11 protein-coding genes, 1 tRNA gene and 1 pseudogene are annotated in these 16526 nt (G+C 70.8%); 6 read left to right on the forward strand and 7 right to left on the reverse strand.

All coding sequences use genetic code 11. From position 1 onward, the window contains the following. Window positions 1-87: 87 nt before the first annotated feature. Window positions 88-3378 (forward strand): AfsR/SARP family transcriptional regulator, encoded by a 3291-nt coding sequence (locus Plo01_RS28735; protein WP_203893840.1) that lies wholly within the window; start codon window positions 88-90, stop codon window positions 3376-3378. Window positions 3379-3408: 30 nt separating this feature from the next. After that, window positions 3409-4938, forward strand: coding sequence for an MFS transporter (locus Plo01_RS28740; protein ID WP_203893841.1), 1530 nt, complete (start codon window positions 3409-3411; stop codon window positions 4936-4938). Window positions 4939-4982: 44 nt separating this feature from the next. On the opposite strand, the gene Plo01_RS28745 is transcribed toward Plo01_RS28740, so the two are convergent. Beyond that, entirely contained in the window at window positions 4983-5381 is a 399-nt protein-coding gene (locus Plo01_RS28745) for a response regulator transcription factor (RefSeq protein ID WP_203893842.1), read from the reverse strand. A 211-nt stretch (window positions 5382-5592) separates the two neighbouring features. Here Plo01_RS28745 and Plo01_RS28750 point away from each other — a divergent pair, with 211 nt between their 5' ends. Further along, a complete protein-coding gene (locus Plo01_RS28750) occupies window positions 5593-5739 on the forward strand; it encodes a hypothetical protein (RefSeq protein WP_203893843.1) in 147 nt (48 codons plus the stop codon). A gap of 162 nt (window positions 5740-5901) precedes the next feature. Further along, window positions 5902-6747, forward strand: coding sequence for a MerR family transcriptional regulator (locus Plo01_RS28755; RefSeq protein WP_203893844.1), 846 nt, complete (start codon window positions 5902-5904; stop codon window positions 6745-6747). Window positions 6748-6904: 157 nt separating this feature from the next. On the opposite strand, the gene Plo01_RS28760 is transcribed toward Plo01_RS28755, so the two are convergent. The 4 genes and pseudogenes from Plo01_RS28760 to Plo01_RS28775 form a co-directional block, all read right to left on the reverse strand. Next, entirely contained in the window at window positions 6905-8290 is a 1386-nt protein-coding gene (locus Plo01_RS28760) for a non-reducing end alpha-L-arabinofuranosidase family hydrolase (protein WP_203893935.1), read from the reverse strand. Between the two features lie 88 nt (window positions 8291-8378). Next, a pseudogene (locus Plo01_RS41420) lies at window positions 8379-8495 on the reverse strand (endo-1,4-beta-xylanase); the annotation flags it as partial. Between the two features lie 108 nt (window positions 8496-8603). Next, complete coding sequence (locus Plo01_RS28770) at window positions 8604-10631, reverse strand: family 43 glycosylhydrolase (protein WP_203893846.1); 2028 nt, start codon at window positions 10629-10631, stop codon at window positions 8604-8606. Then, window positions 10628-10861, reverse strand: a complete 234-nt coding sequence (locus Plo01_RS28775) for a hypothetical protein (protein WP_203893847.1) — start codon at window positions 10859-10861, stop codon at window positions 10628-10630. The genes Plo01_RS28770 and Plo01_RS28775 overlap by 4 nt, the downstream gene beginning before the upstream one ends. Before the next feature lie 938 nt (window positions 10862-11799). Here Plo01_RS28775 and Plo01_RS28780 point away from each other — a divergent pair. Both Plo01_RS28780 and Plo01_RS28785 read left to right on the forward strand, forming a co-directional pair. Further along, complete coding sequence (locus Plo01_RS28780; protein WP_239317253.1) at window positions 11800-13164, forward strand: endo-1,4-beta-xylanase; 1365 nt, start codon at window positions 11800-11802, stop codon at window positions 13162-13164. An 11-nt stretch (window positions 13165-13175) separates the two neighbouring features. Further along, complete coding sequence (locus tag Plo01_RS28785; protein WP_203893849.1) at window positions 13176-14504, forward strand: extracellular catalytic domain type 1 short-chain-length polyhydroxyalkanoate depolymerase; 1329 nt, start codon at window positions 13176-13178, stop codon at window positions 14502-14504. Between the two features lie 147 nt (window positions 14505-14651). Here Plo01_RS28785 and Plo01_RS28790 read toward each other — a convergent pair. Both Plo01_RS28790 and Plo01_RS28795 read right to left on the reverse strand, forming a co-directional pair. Beyond that, window positions 14652-14724, reverse strand: a tRNA-Ala gene (locus Plo01_RS28790). A gap of 202 nt (window positions 14725-14926) precedes the next feature. After that, window positions 14927-16453, reverse strand: a complete 1527-nt coding sequence (locus tag Plo01_RS28795) for a vWA domain-containing protein (RefSeq protein WP_239317255.1) — start codon at window positions 16451-16453, stop codon at window positions 14927-14929. Window positions 16454-16526: the final 73 nt, after the last annotated feature.

Below are 16526 nucleotides of genomic sequence, written 5' to 3' on the forward strand. Positions count from 1 at the left end.
CGCATCGCGTTAGCGGGGCCGGCGGAGAAAGGCCCCCCTGCCCCGGAGGCGACGTGCGATCTCCCGTCGCCTGAGAGAATCCACCCTGTGTGGTTCGGCGTTCTGGGGCCCTTGGAGGTCCGGCTCAGCGGGCGGCCCGTCACGGTCGGCGGGCCGAGACTGCGCGCCCTGCTGGCCATGCTGCTCCTGGACGCGGGCCGGGTGGTGGCCGCCGAGCGGCTGGTCGACGGCCTGTACGGCGAAGCCCCGCCGGGCGGCCCCGGCGGCGCGCTCCAGGCCCTGGTCTCCCGGTTGCGGCGCCTGCTCGGCGACGGGGGCGGGCTCATCACGCACCACCCCGCGGGCTACCTGCTCGCCGTCGACCCCGACGACGTCGACGTCCACCGTTTCGAACGGCTGGCCGCCGCGGGACGCGCGGCCCTGGCCACCGGAGACCATCTGCGGGCCGCCGACGCCCTCGACGAGGCGCTCGGCCTCTGGCGCGGCCCGGCCCTGGCCGACGCCGGAGACGCGCCCTTCGCCGCGGCGCAGGCCGTACGGCTGGAGGAGCTGCGCGTCACCGCCGCCGAGGACCACGCGGAGGCCGGACTGGCGCTCGGCGGGCACCGCGATCTCGTGCCGCGGCTGCGGGAGCTCCTGCGGGCCCACCCCCTGCGGGAACGGCTGGCCGGTCAGCTCATGCGGGCGCTGTACGGCTCCGGCCGGCAGGCCGACGCGCTCGCCGTCTTCGACGACTGCCGCAGACGGCTCGCCGAGGAGCTCGGCGCCGACCCGTCCGCCGAGCTGGCCGCGGTCCACCTCGCGATCCTGCGGGCCGACCCCTCCCTGAAGGCGGCGGCCCCGGCGGACCCGTCCCCCGCACCCCCGGAAGCCCCGTCCCCCGCACTGCCGGAAACCCCGGCGGGCCCGTCCCCCGCGCCCCCGGAAGCCCCGTCCCCGCCCGCGGTCTCCCGGCGGGGAGTGCCCACCCCCCTCACCCCGCTGATCGGCCGGGCGGAGGAGCTGGAGCGGATCGGCGCCCTCCTCCGCGGGGGAAGGCTCGTCACTCTCACCGGGCCCGGCGGCACCGGCAAGACCCGGCTGGCGGCCGAGGCCGCCGGGAACCATCCCGGCGACACCTGCTTCGTGGAGCTGGCGCCCCTGGGCGGCGGGACGGAGGTGCCGCAGGCGGTGCTCGGCGCCCTCGGCGTCCACGAGACCGGCGTGCTCACCGGGGCGGGCGCGCAGCCGAGCGCGCCCGACCCGGTGGAGAGGCTGGTCGCGGCACTGACCGGCCGGGAGGTCCTGCTGGTCCTGGACAACTGCGAGCACGTGATCGACGCGGCCGCCGCGCTGGCCGACCGGCTGCTGGGCGCCTGCCCCCGGTTGCGGATCCTGGCCACCAGCCGCGAGGCGCTGGGCATCACCGGCGAGAGCCTGCGTCCCGTCCCGCCCCTCGCCCTGCCCGAGCCGGGCGAGGCCCCGGAGCAGGCCGCCGCGGTGCGGTTGTTCGCCGAGCGGGCACGGGCGGTGCGGCCGGACTTCACGCTGGACGCGGCCGCCGCCCCGACCGTCGCCCGGATCTGCCGCGCCCTGGACGGGCTGCCGCTGGCCATCGAGCTGGCCGCGGCCCGGCTGCGCTCGCTGACCCTGGACGAGGTGGTGTCCCGGCTGGACGACCGGTTCGGGCTGCTGTCGCGCGGCAGCCGGACCGCCCAGCCCCGGCATCGCACCTTGCGCGCGGTGGTGGAGTGGAGCTGGGAGCTGCTGGAGGACGAGGAGCGCGCGCTGGCCCGGCGGCTGACGGTCTTCGCCGGAGGGGCCACGCTCGCGGCGGCCGAGCGGGTGTGCGCGGTGGGCGACACCGACGGGGTGCTGGCCTCGCTGGTGGACAAGTCGCTGGTGGAGGTGGCCGGGGGCCGGTACCGGATGCTGGAGACGATCCGCGCCTTCTGCGCCGGGCAGCTCGCCGCGGCCGGGGAGGCCGAGCGGCTGCGCCGGGCGCACGCCGACCACTTCCTGGACTTCGCCGAGACCGCCGACCCGCATCTGCGCCGGGCCGAGCAGCTGGAGTGGCTGGCCCGGCTGGACGCCGAGCGGGACAACCTGCACGCCGCGCTGCGCCGTACGGTCGGGGACGCCGACGTCGGCCGCGCGCTGCGGCTGATGTCGGCCCTGGTCTGCTACTGGTGGCTGCGCGGGCTGCGCAGCGAGGGCGTGGCGCCGGCCCGCGCGCTGCTGAGGATGATCGGCTCCGTCCCGCCCCCGGATCTCGCCGACGAGTACGCGCTATGCGTGATGACCGTCGCCGCGGGCGGTGACCACGGCTCCGAGCTGGACGCGCATCTGGCGGCCACCCAGAAGATCATGACCGAGCGGGAGGCCATGCCCCGGCAGCCCTTCGTCAGCGTCTTGTGGGCGATGGTCGCCGGCCCTCCGGAGCGGCAGACCGCCCTGGGGCTGATGGACCGGTGGGAGCAGCTGAAGATGGAGCCCTGGATGCGGGCGATCAGCCGTTTCGGCTGGGGCTACTTCCAGCTCTTCGAGGGCGACCCGGTGGCGGCCGAGCACGACTTCGCCATCGCCCTCGCGGACTTCCGCGCCATCGGTGACCGCTGGGGCCTGGCGCAGACGCTCTCCGGGATGGCCGACCTCGCCGACTGGCGGGGAGACCGGGCCAGGTCCGTCGCGCTCGCCGACGAGGCACTCGGCCTGGCCGAGCAGATCGGCGCCACCATCGACGTGGCCGAGCTGCTCCGGCGCCGCGCCGACGGCCGGGCGCGGGACGGGGACCTGGAGGGGGCCCGCGACGACTACGAGCGGGTGGAGGAGCTCGGGCGTCAGGCCGGCGCCTGGGAGCTGGTGGCCGGAGCGTGGCTCGGATTCGGCGAGCTCGCCCGCTTCCGCGGCGACCTGCGCGAGGCGCGCCGCCGGTGCGAGGCGGCCCTGGAGAAGTGCTCGGCGGGGTGGTTCGACGCCGACCAGACGCGCCTGCTCGTGTACGTCGGGCTCGGGTGGATCGCCGTGGCGGAGGGCGACGCCGCCGAGGCCCTCGCCTGTCACCGACGGGCGCTCGCGGTCGGGTCCGGCGACCGCAACATGGCCGTGACGGCCCGCGTCGCCGAGGGCCTGGCGGGGGTGGCGATGCTGAAGGACGACGCCGAGCGGGCGGCGCTGCTGCTCGGCGTCGGCGCGGCGCTGCGCGGCTCCCAGCTCGCGGGGGATCCCGACGTGGCCCGGGTGAGCGCGTGGTGCCGCGACCGGATCGGCGAGACCGCCTGCGACGCCGCCCGCGCGCGCGGCTCCCGACTGGTCCGGTGGGACAGGAGCGCTCTCGGCGGCCCGCCGCAGCCGGCGCTGACCGTCATCGGCGAGCAGCTGTCAGCGCTCGGTGAGTGATCGGTCAGCACCGCCGGCGACGCTGTGGTCATGAGAAACGACTCCCGCAAGTGGGGCACGCTGGTGATCGCGTGCCTGGCCATGCTGATGCTCTCCGTCGACCTGACCGTGCTTCACCTGGCCACGCCCATGTTGACCGCGGACCTGAACCCGTCGGCGCCCCAGCTGCTGTGGATCGCCGACGTGTACGGCTTCGCGCTGGCCGGACTGCTGGTGACCATGGGCAACCTGGGCGACCGGATCGGCCGCAGGCGGCTGCTGCTGATCGGCACCGCCGCGTTCGGCGCCGCCTCCCTGGTGACGGCCTACGCGCCGAACGCGGAGCTGCTGATCGCGGCCCGGGCGCTGCTCGGCGTGGCGGGCGCCACCATCATGCCCTCGACGCTCTCGTTGATCCGCAACGTGTTCACCGACTCCAAGGAGCGGACCACCGCGGTGGGCGTCTGGAGCAGCATCGGCGCGGCGGGCTTCGCCCTGGGTCCCGTGGTGGGCGGCGCGCTGCTGAACGAGTTCTGGTGGGGGTCGGTGTTCCTGGTCAACGTGCCGGTGGTCCTGGTGATCCTGCTGACCGGCCTGGCCGTGCTGCCCGAGTCGCGCAACCCGAACCCCGGCCGGATCGACCCGGTGAGCGTGCCGCTCTCCGTCATCGGCGTGATCGCGTTCATCTACGCGCTGAAGGAGGCCGCCCACGGGGGCGTCGGCCAGGCCCCGGTGATCGTCGCGACCGTGCTCGGCGTCGTCACGCTCGCCGTGTTCGTCCGGCGGCAGACCCGGCTGGCCGAGCCGCTCATCGACGTCCGGCTGTTCCGCAACCGCGCCTTCTCCGCGTCCGTCGGCTCCGCGATGATCGCCATGTTCGCGATGCTCTCGATGTCGCTCATCTTCGCCCAGTACTTCCAGCTCGTCCTGGGCTGGTCCCCGCTGACCGCGGGGCTGGCGGGGCTGCCCGGCGGGGTGGGGGCGGGCATCGGCGGGGCGGCCGCGGCTCCGCTGATCTCCCGGCTGGGCCGGGCCGGGGTGGTCGCGCTCGGCATGGCCCTGGCCGCCGCGGGGTTCGCCCTGTACAGCCGGACCGGCCTGGAGCTCGACTACGCCTACCTGGTCGTCGCGATGATCATCACCAGCACGGGCATCGGCCTGACCTTCGCCGTGGTCAACGACACCATCATCGCCAGCGCGCCCCGGGAGCGGGCGGGCGCGGCCGCCGCCATCTCCGAGACCGCCACCGAGATGGGCGGCGCCCTGGGCATCGCCGTCCTCGGCACCGTGCTGAACAGCGCCTACAGCGCCGGCCTCACCCTCCCCGCCGGTCTGCCCGCCGGCGTCGCCGTACCGGCCGGGGAGACTCTGAGCGCCGCCCTGAGCGCCGCCGCGACGCTCCCGTCGGACCTCGCCTCCGCCCTCACCGCGGCGGCCCGCCAGGCGTTCGTCGACGGCATGCAGACGACCGTGCTCACCGGCGCGGGCATCCTGCTGGTGCTCTCGGCGGCCGCGCTGTACGCCCTGCGGGGCGTGCCGAAGGAGATCCCCGAAGAGGTCGCCGAGCCCGCCCACGCGTGAATCCCCGGGGAGATCGCCGCGGAGCTCCGCCTGACCCGGCCGGGTCAGGCGGGCGGGGTTTCGAGATCGGCATCGTGGACGTAGCGGGCCACCTGGACGCGGTTGGTGACCTCCAGTTTGGCGAACACGTTCCCGACGTGCGTTTTGACCGTCGCGACGCCCATGTGGAGCGAGTCGGCGATCTCGCTGTTCGCGAGCCCCTCAGCCGCCGCGAGCCGTCGGCCGGCCTGGTGACGGTCGCGATGAGGCGGCTCGTGACGCTGGGAGAGAGCAGCGGCCGAGCGCTCGCGCAGCCTGCGGGTGGCGGTGAGGCCGTCCATGTGGGGCATCCGGATGTCCATCAGGACGACGTCGGGCCGCTCGCGTGCGACGACGTCGAGCGCCTGCCGGCCGTCCGACGCCTCGGCCACCACGTCGATGTCGGGCGCGTCGTCGAGGATCATCCGCAGCCCGGCCCGCACCAGGGGTCGTCGACGACGATCACCCGCACCCTCGTCACGCCGGCCACGGCAGCCTCGCGTGCACCGCGAACGACCGGTCAGGCCGCTCGCCGTACTCGAGCTCGCCACCGGCCAGGCGCACCCGCTCCGCCAGGCCGGTGAGGCCGAGCCCGGCCGATGACGGGGCCGTGCCGGCCGCGGGGCGTCGATCCGGTTGATCGCGTTCGCGCTGCCCGACGTGCCCGGGCTGGTCCGCGATGTCGTCTCGCTCCCGACCGCCGCCGCCGAGTTCGGCCTCATGCTGTATCTGATCGTCCGTGGCGTGCGCACGCCCTCACCCGTCGCACACCACACGTCGTGAAGGCCCGGCCGCGCCGAGCCGGATCCCGGGTCTCTCGCGGTGAACGGCGAGATCCCGTCCGATCGAGGCGATCGGACGGGATCTCCTCAACCTGCTTCAGGTTGACCCTCCCCCGGGGGGAGAGACGACGGTGAGCGGACCAGGATGCGATTGGGGTTGACGATGGCTCAGCTGGTGCTGATCGGTGCGTTCTCGGCCATGACCCGGCTGTCGGTCAAGGCGTTGCGCCTCTACGACGAGCTGGGCCTGCTGCGGCCGGCGAAGGTCGACGCCTCCAACGGCTATCGCTACTACGCGCTCAGCCAAACGGACAAGGCGGAGACGATCCGCAGGCTGCGGGCGCTCGACATGCCGATCGAGGAGATCAAGCGGGTGCTGGCCGCCTCCCCCTCGGACGTCTCCGTCCTGCTGTCCGCGCACCGGCGACGCCTGCGGGCGCAGCGCGATCGCCACGACCGCATGCTGGCCGCCATCACCCGATTGATCGACGGCGAGGAGAGCCTCATGAACTACACGATCACTGTCGAAACCCTGCCCGCGCAGACCGTGGCCTCGGTGCGCCGCCACACCGATCTGACCGGCGCCGGCGCAAGGGTCGCCGAGGGCTTCGGCGTCCTCGTCGAGGTCCTCACGCAAGCCGGCGAGCACCCGGCCGGCGCCCCCTTCCTGGTGCTCCACGATGTCATCGACGCCGACAACGACGGCGACATCGAGATCTGCATACCGATCACGTCACCCGTCGCCGCGGCCTCTCCCGTACGGGTCGACCGGCGGGCCGCGGTCACCGCCGCGGCCACCACCCACCGGGGCCGCCACGACGAGATCACCCCCGCCTATCGCGCCCTGACCGCCTGGATCACCGAGCACGGCCACGAGATCGCCGGGCCGCCCCGGGAAACCTACCTCAACGACCCGGCCGTGACCGCCGAGGCCGACCTGCTCACCCAGGTGGCCTGGCCGATCCGCCCATCGAACGCGGTGGACGCCGGTGATCTCCCAGACGAGTGAGTTCTAAGGCTGAGAGCGGGTACGGCGACGCGTATCGATCGGTGAACCCACCCGTGCAGCGCGTCCGTGGTGGGCCGGGTGTTGCCCGCCCGGGCTGCGCCTCACGGGAGATGAGCCCGGCCGGGTCGTCCACCCCGGCCGGACCCGCGTCACGCCGTCAGCGCTGCAGTGTCAGCACACCGGGCCGGTAGGGCAGGAGGCCGTAGTCGCCGCCGGAGTTGGGGCTCCGTCCCTGGTAGAGCAACTGCAGATTGCAGGGATCAACCGTCATGGTCTGATCGGGGTTGCTGCGGACCAGCTCCCCGTGGCTGATGTCGTTGGTCCAGGTGGCGCCGCTGTTGGCCTTGCCGGCGAAGGGATTGCCCTCCGTCGCGGCCTGCGGTGTCCACGAACCGTTCAGACTGGTGGCCGTGAACGAGCGGAAGTAGCGACCCTGCGAGCCGATCGCCTCGACGATCATGAGGTATCGGTTCTGGCCCTGGAGCTTGTAGACCTGAACGGCTTCGAACAGGTTGTTCGTCGTGTCACTCATGATCACCGTCGACGTGGTGCCGAAACTCCCCGGGAAATTTCCGATCGGCATACTAGCCCGGTAGATCTTGCCGTTGTCGCCGGCGAAGAACAGGTACATGTTCGTGCCGTCACCGATGAGCGTCTGGTCGATGGGTCCCGTTCCGGAGCCGGAGATGCTTCCGGAGAAGAGCACCTGCTCGGACGACCAGCCGTTCGGGTTGGCGGGGTCACTCGACGTCCGGTAGGAGAAGGCGGTCCTGCCCCACTGGTAGGCGAGCACCCAGATGTTCTTGGGGGCGAAGTAGAAAAGCGTGGGCGCGACAGCGGAGAAAGACATCGCGTTCTGGCTGGCCGAGGCCATGTCGGACCAGTTGGTGAAGAGGCCGAAGTTCATCGAACCCCATCTCGTTCCCGTGTCGTGCGTCGTCGCGTAGACGAGGTGCCTGCCGTTGTAGGGGGCGATGGTGAAGTCCTTGAGCGAGACCCAGCCCGACCTCGGCTGCGCCAGCGGGCCCGTCGATGTCCAGCGGTACGTCGACGGAAGATCGCACGTGCCGGGGTTGCCGCCGTCGACCTTGACGAGCTGCCACTGCTGGTTGGCGCCGCCCCAGTCGTCGTACTGGACGATGTTGGCACCGTCAGCGGTGGAGCCGCCCTGGACCTCCAGGGCCTTGTTGCTGTGGCGCGAGATGAACCTCACATGGCCGTCTGGGCTGTCGGCCAGCCGCCACTGCTGGTTGTTGCCGTTGAGGTCGGCCCACTGGACGATCGATCCGCCGTTGGCGGTGGAGAAGTTGTAGACGTCCAGCACCTTGCCGGAGTGGCGGGACTTGATGCGGTAGTAGCCGTTGCCGGAGTCGACGAACTGCCACTGCTGCTGGTTCTGGTTGTTCCTGGTCCACTGGGTGATGCGGCCGCCGTCGGCGGTCGAGAGGTTGTAGACGTCCAGGGCCTTGCCGCTGTTGCGGTTGACCAGGACGTACCAGGCGTTGGTGTCGACGGTGGCCGCGTTGGCGGGCTGAACCTGCATGGCGACGAACAGGCTCGCCAGTAAGGTGGCGACCGTCGCGAGGACGGCCAGGGATCTGGATTTCACAATGTGCTCCGATTCATCCGATTCAACGGATCGGGTCGCGCCGGACAGGGCCCTGCGCCCAGCCGGGCATCTGCGCGTGCCACAGCAGGGCGCGACCGCGGATCTTCACGCCGCGCCCGACCGCGTGGTTCACAATCCGGTCGTGTTGGGGTAGGTGAAGGAGTTCCGGAACGGCTCGGTGGCGTCCCGCTCCACCTCGTTCTCGGCGGTGACCGAGTTGAGCTCCTTCCTGTGCCGACGTGTTCTGTCAGGGGGTGGTGAGGTCGAAGCGGCGCACGGTGACCGCTCCGCCGAGGGACTGGGTGGCGTAGTTGAAGATTCCGAAGCGGTAGCCCATGAAGAACTGCCAGGCGTTGTTCAACGTGAAGGCCGGGCCGAGACTGATGAAGTTCGTCCCGTCGGTGCTGTAGGAGAAGCGAGCCTGCCTGCCCGGACCCGGGCGGATGTCGGCACCGACCCGCAACCAGATCCGGCCGCCGGAGACGTTCGCGCTCGCCGCCTCGGTACCGGTGCCGGTGGTCTGCCACGAGCTGTTCATGGTCAGCCTGTTGGTCATCACGACCCGGTACGCGCCGTTGTCGCGTTTGACGCCGATCCAGGCCGACTGGTCGCGCAGCATCGCCAGACCGGCGCGGTCGCCGTTGGCCATCTGGGAGTAGTCGAGCTCGATCGTCGCCGTCGAGGACGGGCCCTGGATGCGGTGGGTCAGGGTGTTGCGGGCGTTGTAGAGGTCGCCGGTGACCGTGGCGGTCTGCAGGCGCAGGCCGTTGCCGGTGGAGAAGCGGCTGGTGTCGGGGTTGTGGTTCCACTCCCACCGGTGGCCGAGGCTGCCCGAGGTGAAGGTGTCCGGGCCGATCATCGAGGCCACCGTCCGGTTGGTCTGGATGTTCGGCCGCGGGTAGCTCACGCCCCAGCCGCCGTTGACCGTCTGCACGGTCGGCCAGTCGTTGGTCCAGGTGATCGGGGCGAGTGCCGGGACCCGGCCGCCGGGGTAGGCGTCGACGAAGGACATGTAGTACCAGTCGCCGGCCTGGGTCTGCACGAGCCCGCCCTGATGCGGGACGCCGCCGCCGGAGATCGGGCCGGGCATGTCCAGCAGGACCTGGCGCATCTCGTACGGACCCCACGGCGAGGTGGAGCGCAGCACGTACTGGCCGTTGGCCGGGCGGGTCAGCCAGATGTAGTAGTAGTCGCCCCGCTTGTAGAAGCGGGCGCCCTCCAGCGTGCCGACGCTGCTCGGGGTCTGGAAGACTTGCTGGGCGCGCACCTGGCTGAGCCCGTCGGCCGAGAGCTGGGCGACGCTGATGGTGCCGTTGCCGTAGGCGACGTACATGGTGTCGTTGCTGTCGATCAGCAGGCCGGCGTCGTAGTAGCAGTTGTTGATCTGCGAGCGCTTGGTCCACGTGCCGTCCACGGCGGAGGCGGTGTAAACGTAGGTCCGGTTGAACTCGACGCAGCCGATCCAGTAGTAGGTGCCGTTGCCGGGCCGGTAGTTCAGGGTCGAGGCCCAGATGCCCTTCACGTACGCCCGGCCGCCGGTGAGGTCGTAGGCGCCGGAGCCGAAGTCGAGTCTCGGGACCGAATGTCCGGCGTATTCCCAGTCGACCAGGTTGTAGGAGCGCAGGATCGGCGCGCCCGGCGAGTAGTGCATCGTCGAGGCCGAGTAGTAGTAGGCGTCACCGACCCGGATGATGTCGCCGTCGGCGAAGTCCTGCCAGGCGACCGGGTTGGTGTAGGCCCCACCCGGGTTTTGGGGGGTGCCGCCGACCTTCACGAGCTGCCATTGCTGGTTGCCGCCGCCCCAGTCGTCGTACTGGACGATGTTGGCGCCGTCGACGGCGGAGGCATTCTGGACCTCCAGGGCCTTGCCGCTGTTGCGGTTGATCAGTCGTACGTGGCCGCCGGCCGAGTCAGCGAGTCTCCATTGCTGGTTGGTGCCGTTGTGGTCGGCCCATTGGACAACGCCGGCGCCGTTGGCGGTGGAGAAGTTGTAGACGTCCAGCACCTTGCCGGAGTGGCGGGACTTGAGCCGGTAGTAGCCGCCGCCGGAGTCGACGAACTGCCACTGCTGCTGGTTGCCGTCGTTGCGGGTCCACTGGGTGATCCGGCCGCCGTCGGCGGTGGACAGGTTGTAGACGTCCAGGGCCTTGCCGCTGTTGCGGTTGACCAGGACGTACCACGCGTTGGTGTCGACCGTCGCGGCCGACGCCTCCTGGGCCGTGAGGAACACACCCAGGAAGAGCAGAGCCGAGAGAGCCGGGAGCACGCGCCTCACAGGAATCTCCAGAGGTTGTCGCTCGAGCCGTTGTCGGCGGTCGACATGTTCTCGACGCCGAGCACCCTGCCGTTGCGCACGTTGCGGAACCGCAGCGCATTGCCACCGATCTCAGCTCTGACCGAGGGCGGTGCGGCCAGGGCGGGGGATGCGCCGGCCGTCTGGCCGGTGACCGTGAGCGCGGCGGCCGCGCCTGTGGCCTGGAAGAACTGACGACAGCTCAAAGACATGCGGGGCTCCTGGGAGATGGGGGGTGGTGACCGGCTGCCGGTCATGCGTTCAGCGGGTCGGCATCTCGGGGGTGCCTGTGGTCGTCGGTGCGGAGACACCGTCCCCGGACAAGTGTTATCGCTAACATTCCCTCTTGGAGAGATCCCGCGGAGAGCTGCGCGATCTGGTGCCACCTACTCCGTTGAGCGCGTTGTCGCGGAGTACATCCAACGGTCCCGTCCGGCGTCGACGAGGGATCGCCTCGCACGCGAAGGCAGAGTGACGTACACGGAGCGGCCTTGGGCGTGTGGTGTCGCCCAGGCCTGACGACCTTGCGCGTCCCATGGGCGGGGATCCATGTTAGCGCTAACAATGTGCGGTGCGACCCTCCTCTCGACACCCCGCCGTCTTGGTGGTGATGGCGGCGAGTAAATACGGCGGACCCAGACGCCGTCAAGAGGGCTGCGGCCCGTGCGCGGCCGCGCCGGACAGGTATCGCTCGCCTGTACAGGCAATCTCCCTTGTTCGCAACTTGCGAATATGGTGTGAAATTTTCATTGTCGATATCGGAGGATTTTTACCATCTTGCTCCGCACCGGCATCTTACGACTCCAGTGCATCGATTCTCGATCATCGGTTCCGAGTCGATCATTCCGAAAGTTTCGCTTAGGTGTTGACATGTTTCGGTTGCGTTTCCACACTGATCTCCGATGCGGTCGGCTCCGTCTGATGTGGTGATCGGCGGGGCCGCCGGTCATGACGCCACCGTGGTGTGCGCCCGCGATCCGGGGCGCGGCGTCGTTCGCCGGGTTGCCGCATGTCCCTCTTCCGTGATCTCACTATGGAGTCAGGCATGGGCATGAAGGCTTTACCTTCATCCGCGTACAAACGTCTCGGCGCCGTCCGGGGCCTCGTGGGAGCCGTGAGCGTCGCGAGTGTCGTAGGCGCGGCGCTGATAGTGGCAGTTCCCGCAGAGGCGGCGGCGAGCACGCTGGCCGCCGCCGCCCAGCAGAGCGGCCGGTACTTCGGCACGGCCATCGCCGCCGGCAGGCTGGGCGACCAGACGTACACGACGATCGCGAACCGCGAGTTCGACATGATCACCGCCGAGAACGAGATGAAGATCGACGCCACGGAACCCAACCGGGGGCAGTTCAACTTCAGCGCCGGCGACCGGGTCTACAACTGGGCGGTGCAGAACGGCAAACGGGTACGCGGCCACACCCTCGCCTGGCACTCCCAGCAGCCGGGCTGGATGCAGGCGCTCTCCGGCGGCGACCTCCGCCAGGCGATGATCAACCACATCAACGGCGTGATGAGCCACTACCGAGGCAAGATCTACGCCTGGGACGTCGTCAACGAGGCCTACGCCGACGGCAACTCCGGCGGCCGGCGCGACTCCAACCTCCAGCGGACCGGCAACGACTGGATCGAGGTGGCCTTCCGTACCGCGCGGGCCGCCGACCCGTCCGCCAAGCTGTGCTACAACGACTACAACATCGACAACTGGAACTGGGCCAAGACGCAGGGCGTCTACAACATGGTCCGCGACTTCAAGCAGCGCGGCGTGCCGATCGACTGCGTCGGCCTGCAGTCGCACTTCAACAGCAACAGCCCCTACAACAGCAACTACCGCACGACCATCCAGAGCTTCGCGGCCCTGGGCGTCGACGTGCAGATCACCGAGCTGGACATCCAGGGCGGCTCGGCCACCACCTACGCCAACGTCGTCAACGACTGCCTGGCGGTGCCGCGCTGTACCGGCATCACGGTCTGGGGAGTCCGCGACAGCGACTCCTGGCTCGGCGCCGGCGCCAGCCCGCTGCTCTTCGACGGCAACGGCAACAAGAAGGCCGCGTACAACTCCGTCCTGAACGCGCTCAACAACGCGAACCCGAACCCCTCACCCACGCCGACCGTGACACCCACGCAGAACCCCGGTGGCTCGGGACAGATCCGGGGGGTGGCATCCGGGCGGTGCGTGGACGTGCCGAACGCCACGACGACCGACGGCACGCAGCTCCAGCTGTGGGACTGCCACTCCAACTCCAACCAGCAGTGGTCCTCCACCTCCGCACAGGAGATCCGCGTCTACGGCAACAAGTGCCTGGACGCCGCCGGAACCGGCAACGGCGCCAAGGTGCAGATCTACTCCTGCTGGGGCGGTAACAACCAGAAGTGGCGCCTCAACTCAGACGGCTCCATCGTCGGCGTGCAGTCGGGGTTGTGCCTGGACGCCGCCGGAACGGGCAACGGCGCCCTGCTCCAGCTCTACTCCTGCTGGGGCGGCAACAACCAGAAGTGGACCTGGAACCGGGGCTAGGGGGTCGGATCATGAGACGGCACCAGCCGGTGCCGATCGGAGCCGGGACGGTGATCTCCGCGGTGGCCGCTGTGGTGATCACCATCCTGGCCGGTCTCGTCGCCCTGGCACCCAAGGCGAGGGCGGCGACGCTGACCCAGATCGGCGACTTCGGAGTGAACCCCGGCAACCTCCAGATGCATCTCTACGTCCCCGACAACGTGGCCGCGCGCCCCGGCATCCTGGTGGCGATGCACGGCTGCAACGGCCGGGCGACCCACTTCCACCAGCAGACGGAGTTCGCGTCCCTGGCCGACCGGTACGGCTTCATCGTCATCTATCCGCAGGCCAACAAGAGCGCCAACGGCCTGTCGAACTGCTTCGACGTGTGGTCGAACGAAGCGCTCCGGCACGGGGGCGGCAGTGACCCCGTTTCGATCGTGTCGATGGTGAACTACGTCGTGCAGCGCCACAACGGTGACTCCGCGAGGGTGTTCGCCACCGGTTTCTCCTCCGGCGCGATGGAGACCGTCAACCTGCTCGCCACCTATCCCGACGTCTTCAAGGCCGGCGCCCCCTTCGCCGGTGTGCCCTTCGGCTGCCTCGGCCCACCCGGTTGCAGCGACCGGACACCGCAGCAGTGGGGCGACCTGGTCCGCAACGCCTACCCGGGCTACACCGGTCCCCGGCCCCGGCTGATGGCCTGGCACGGCACCGCGGACGACGTGCTGAACTTCAGCATGTTGCAGAAGGAGGCCGACCAGTGGACCAACGTGCACGGGGTGAGCCAGACTCCCACCTCGACCACCAGCCCGCAAGCGGGCTGGACGCGGAGGATCTACGGGTCCGGCCAGGTCGAGGCCTACACCATCAGCGGAGCCGGGCACAACCTGCCGCACCCCGGGATGGCCGTCCACGCGATCCGGTTCTTCGGCCTCGACAGCACCGGCGCCACGCCCACACCGACGCCCACCCCTGCCGGTAGCCGCCAGATCAGGGGCGTCGCCTCCGGACGCTGTCTGGACGTGCCGAACTCGAGCACCGCTGACGGCACGCAGCTCCAGCTCTGGGACTGCCATGGCGGCACCAACCAGCGGTGGACCCTCACCTCATCCCAGGAGCTGCGCGTTTTCGGCAGCAAATGCCTCGACGCGGCGGGTACCGGCAACGGGGCCCGGATCCAGATCTACTCCTGCTGGGGTGGCGCCAACCAGAAGTGGCGCGTCAACCCGGACGGGACGATCACCGGTGTGCAGTCGGGGTTGTGCCTGGACGCCGCCGGGACGGGCAACGGCACCCGCCTCCAGCTCTACTCCTGCTGGGGCGGCGACAACCAACGATGGACCTTGGGCACCACCTGACGCACTCCCCGGTCCGGGCGGCAACTCGCGAACCGCCCTCTCAGAGACGCGAAACGGCGGCATCCCGGAGGACACCGCCGTTGAAAGGACCTCGGCGTCACTCCACCACCGCCCTTGACGGGCGGTGGTGGAGTGACGCGACGTGGGTGGAGCTATGGGGATTCGAACCCCAGACCTCTTCCATGCCATGGAAGCGCGCTACCAACTGCGCCATAGCCCCTTATGTGCCCGTCGCGGCGTTCACCCCTGCGGCACCCCGCCAGTGTATAGGACAACGGCCCGCACCCCGTAACCGTCGGGCCGATCCTGACCGGCGTTCCCGCTCCGGGAGGAACCGGCCCGGGGTCTCATCGCGGGAGCCGTCCGCGATGAGACCCCGGGATCCCGCCCGGCCGGGTGGTGCCAGGTCGTGGCCGGCGCTCTTAACCGAGTGCCGTGGCCCGGCCGATCAGGTCGGCCAGCTCGGTCACCATGGGGTCCTCGGTCGCCGCGGCCAGGCGGGTGGCGTGCCCGGGGAGGTCCAGGAGGCCGACGCCGGTGAGCGGCTCGCGGGTGCGGAGATACTCGGCGAACGTCGCCGCCACCACGTCCACCTGGAACCTCGGCGAGGTCCCCTCCCAGGGGGACCCGGCCAGGGCCCGGGTCTCCAGCGACCTGCCGGCCTCGGCGGGCCGGCGGGTGTCGGGGTCCTGCCAGCGCACCGTCGCGGTGGCCAGCTGGCCGGAGGCGCCGCTGCGCAGCCGTACCCGGTACAGGGCCGTCACCGAGTGGCCGGGGCCGATCTCACCGCCGTCCTTGGCGTCGTCACGGAAGTCCTCGGCCGCCAGCGCGCGGTTCTCGTAGCCGATGAGGTGATAGGACTCCACCACCGCGGGGTTGAACACGACCTGCGCCTTGGCGTCGCGGGCCCGCAGGTCGAGGGTGGTGCCCAGGCGCTCGACGAAGACCTTGCGCGCGTCCTCGACCGAGCTGACGTACACCGCGGCGCCGTCGCCGTTGTCGGCGAGCTGCTCCATGAGCCGGTCGCCGTACTCCCGGCCGACGCCCACGCAGAGCAGGGTGATCTGCCTGCCCGCGGACTCCGCGACCCGGTCCAGGATGCCCTGCCAGCTCGTTTCGCCGGTGTTGGCCAGGCCGTCGGAGAGCAGGATGACCCGGTTGGTGGCCATCGACCGGAACGCGCGGGACGCCTCGGCGTAGCCGGTGGTCAGGCCCGCCTCCAGATTCGTCGAGCCCTGTACGGCCAGCCGCTCCACGGCCCCGTGCAGCGTCTCCCGATCCGTCGCCGGGGTCATCGGGAGGACCAGCTCGGCCTCGTCGCTGAAGGTGACGATCGAGATCTGGTCTCCCGGCCCCAGCTGGTCGACGAGCTTGTGCAGGGCTTCCCTGACCAGGTCGAGGCGGCCGGGCTCGGCCATCGAGCCGGACACGTCCACCACGAAGGTCAGGCTCGCCGGACGCCGGGCCTCCGGGTCGTCCCGGCGGGTCTGCAGGCCGACCCGGAGCAGGGCGGTGCCGTTCTCGGGCGTCCGGGCGCCGTCGAGGTGGACGGAGAAACCGTCGTCCCCGGGTTCCTCGTAGTCCTGCCGGAAGGAGTTGACGAACTCCTCCGGGCGGATGTGGGCCGGGTCGGGCATGCGGCCCTCCTGCAGGGTCCGCCTGGCGTAACCGTAGGAGGCGGTGTCCACGTCGAGGGCGAACGTGGACACCTGTTCCGCGGTGGTGTCCCGGTCCTCCTGCTCGGCGGCGGCCCGGTCCTCCCCGGCGGCGGGGGCTTCCTCGTCCTCCCGGCCGGTGGAGGCGTCTTTCTGCCCGGAGGCGTAACGCCCGCCCCCGTCGGGGGACGGCGCGCCCCGGCCCTGGTTCGCCGGTCCGTCGGCGGGTCTGGTGTCCCCGCCGTCCATCCCTCCGCCGCCGCAGGCGACGGCGGAGAGCAACAGGGCGATCACGGCGAGAGCGATGAGGATCGGACGCGCCCGCTGCGTCCGCCGTGTCCGCGGTCGGGTCCGCGGGCCTGTCCGG

Source organism: Planobispora longispora, from assembly GCF_016863135.1.
GTDB lineage: Bacteria > Actinomycetota > Actinomycetes > Streptosporangiales > Streptosporangiaceae > Planobispora > Planobispora longispora.

What these genes read in the sequence shown, in the direction of transcription:
- Plo01_RS28755 (WP_203893844.1), top strand. Translation starts at nt 5,902, where the DNA reads ATGGCTCAGCTGGTGCTGATCGGTGCGTTCTCGGCCATGACCCGGCTG.
- Plo01_RS28760 (WP_203893935.1), bottom strand. Translation starts at nt 8,290, where the DNA reads ATGCAGGTTCAGCCCGCCAACGCGGCCACCGTCGACACCAACGCCTGG.
- Plo01_RS28775 (WP_203893847.1), bottom strand. Translation starts at nt 10,861, where the DNA reads ATGTCTTTGAGCTGTCGTCAGTTCTTCCAGGCCACAGGCGCGGCCGCC.
- Plo01_RS28740 (WP_203893841.1), top strand. Translation starts at nt 3,409, where the DNA reads ATGAGAAACGACTCCCGCAAGTGGGGCACGCTGGTGATCGCGTGCCTG.
- Plo01_RS28745 (WP_203893842.1), bottom strand. Translation starts at nt 5,381, where the DNA reads ATGATCCTCGACGACGCGCCCGACATCGACGTGGTGGCCGAGGCGTCG.
- Plo01_RS28785 (WP_203893849.1), top strand. Translation starts at nt 13,176, where the DNA reads ATGAGACGGCACCAGCCGGTGCCGATCGGAGCCGGGACGGTGATCTCC.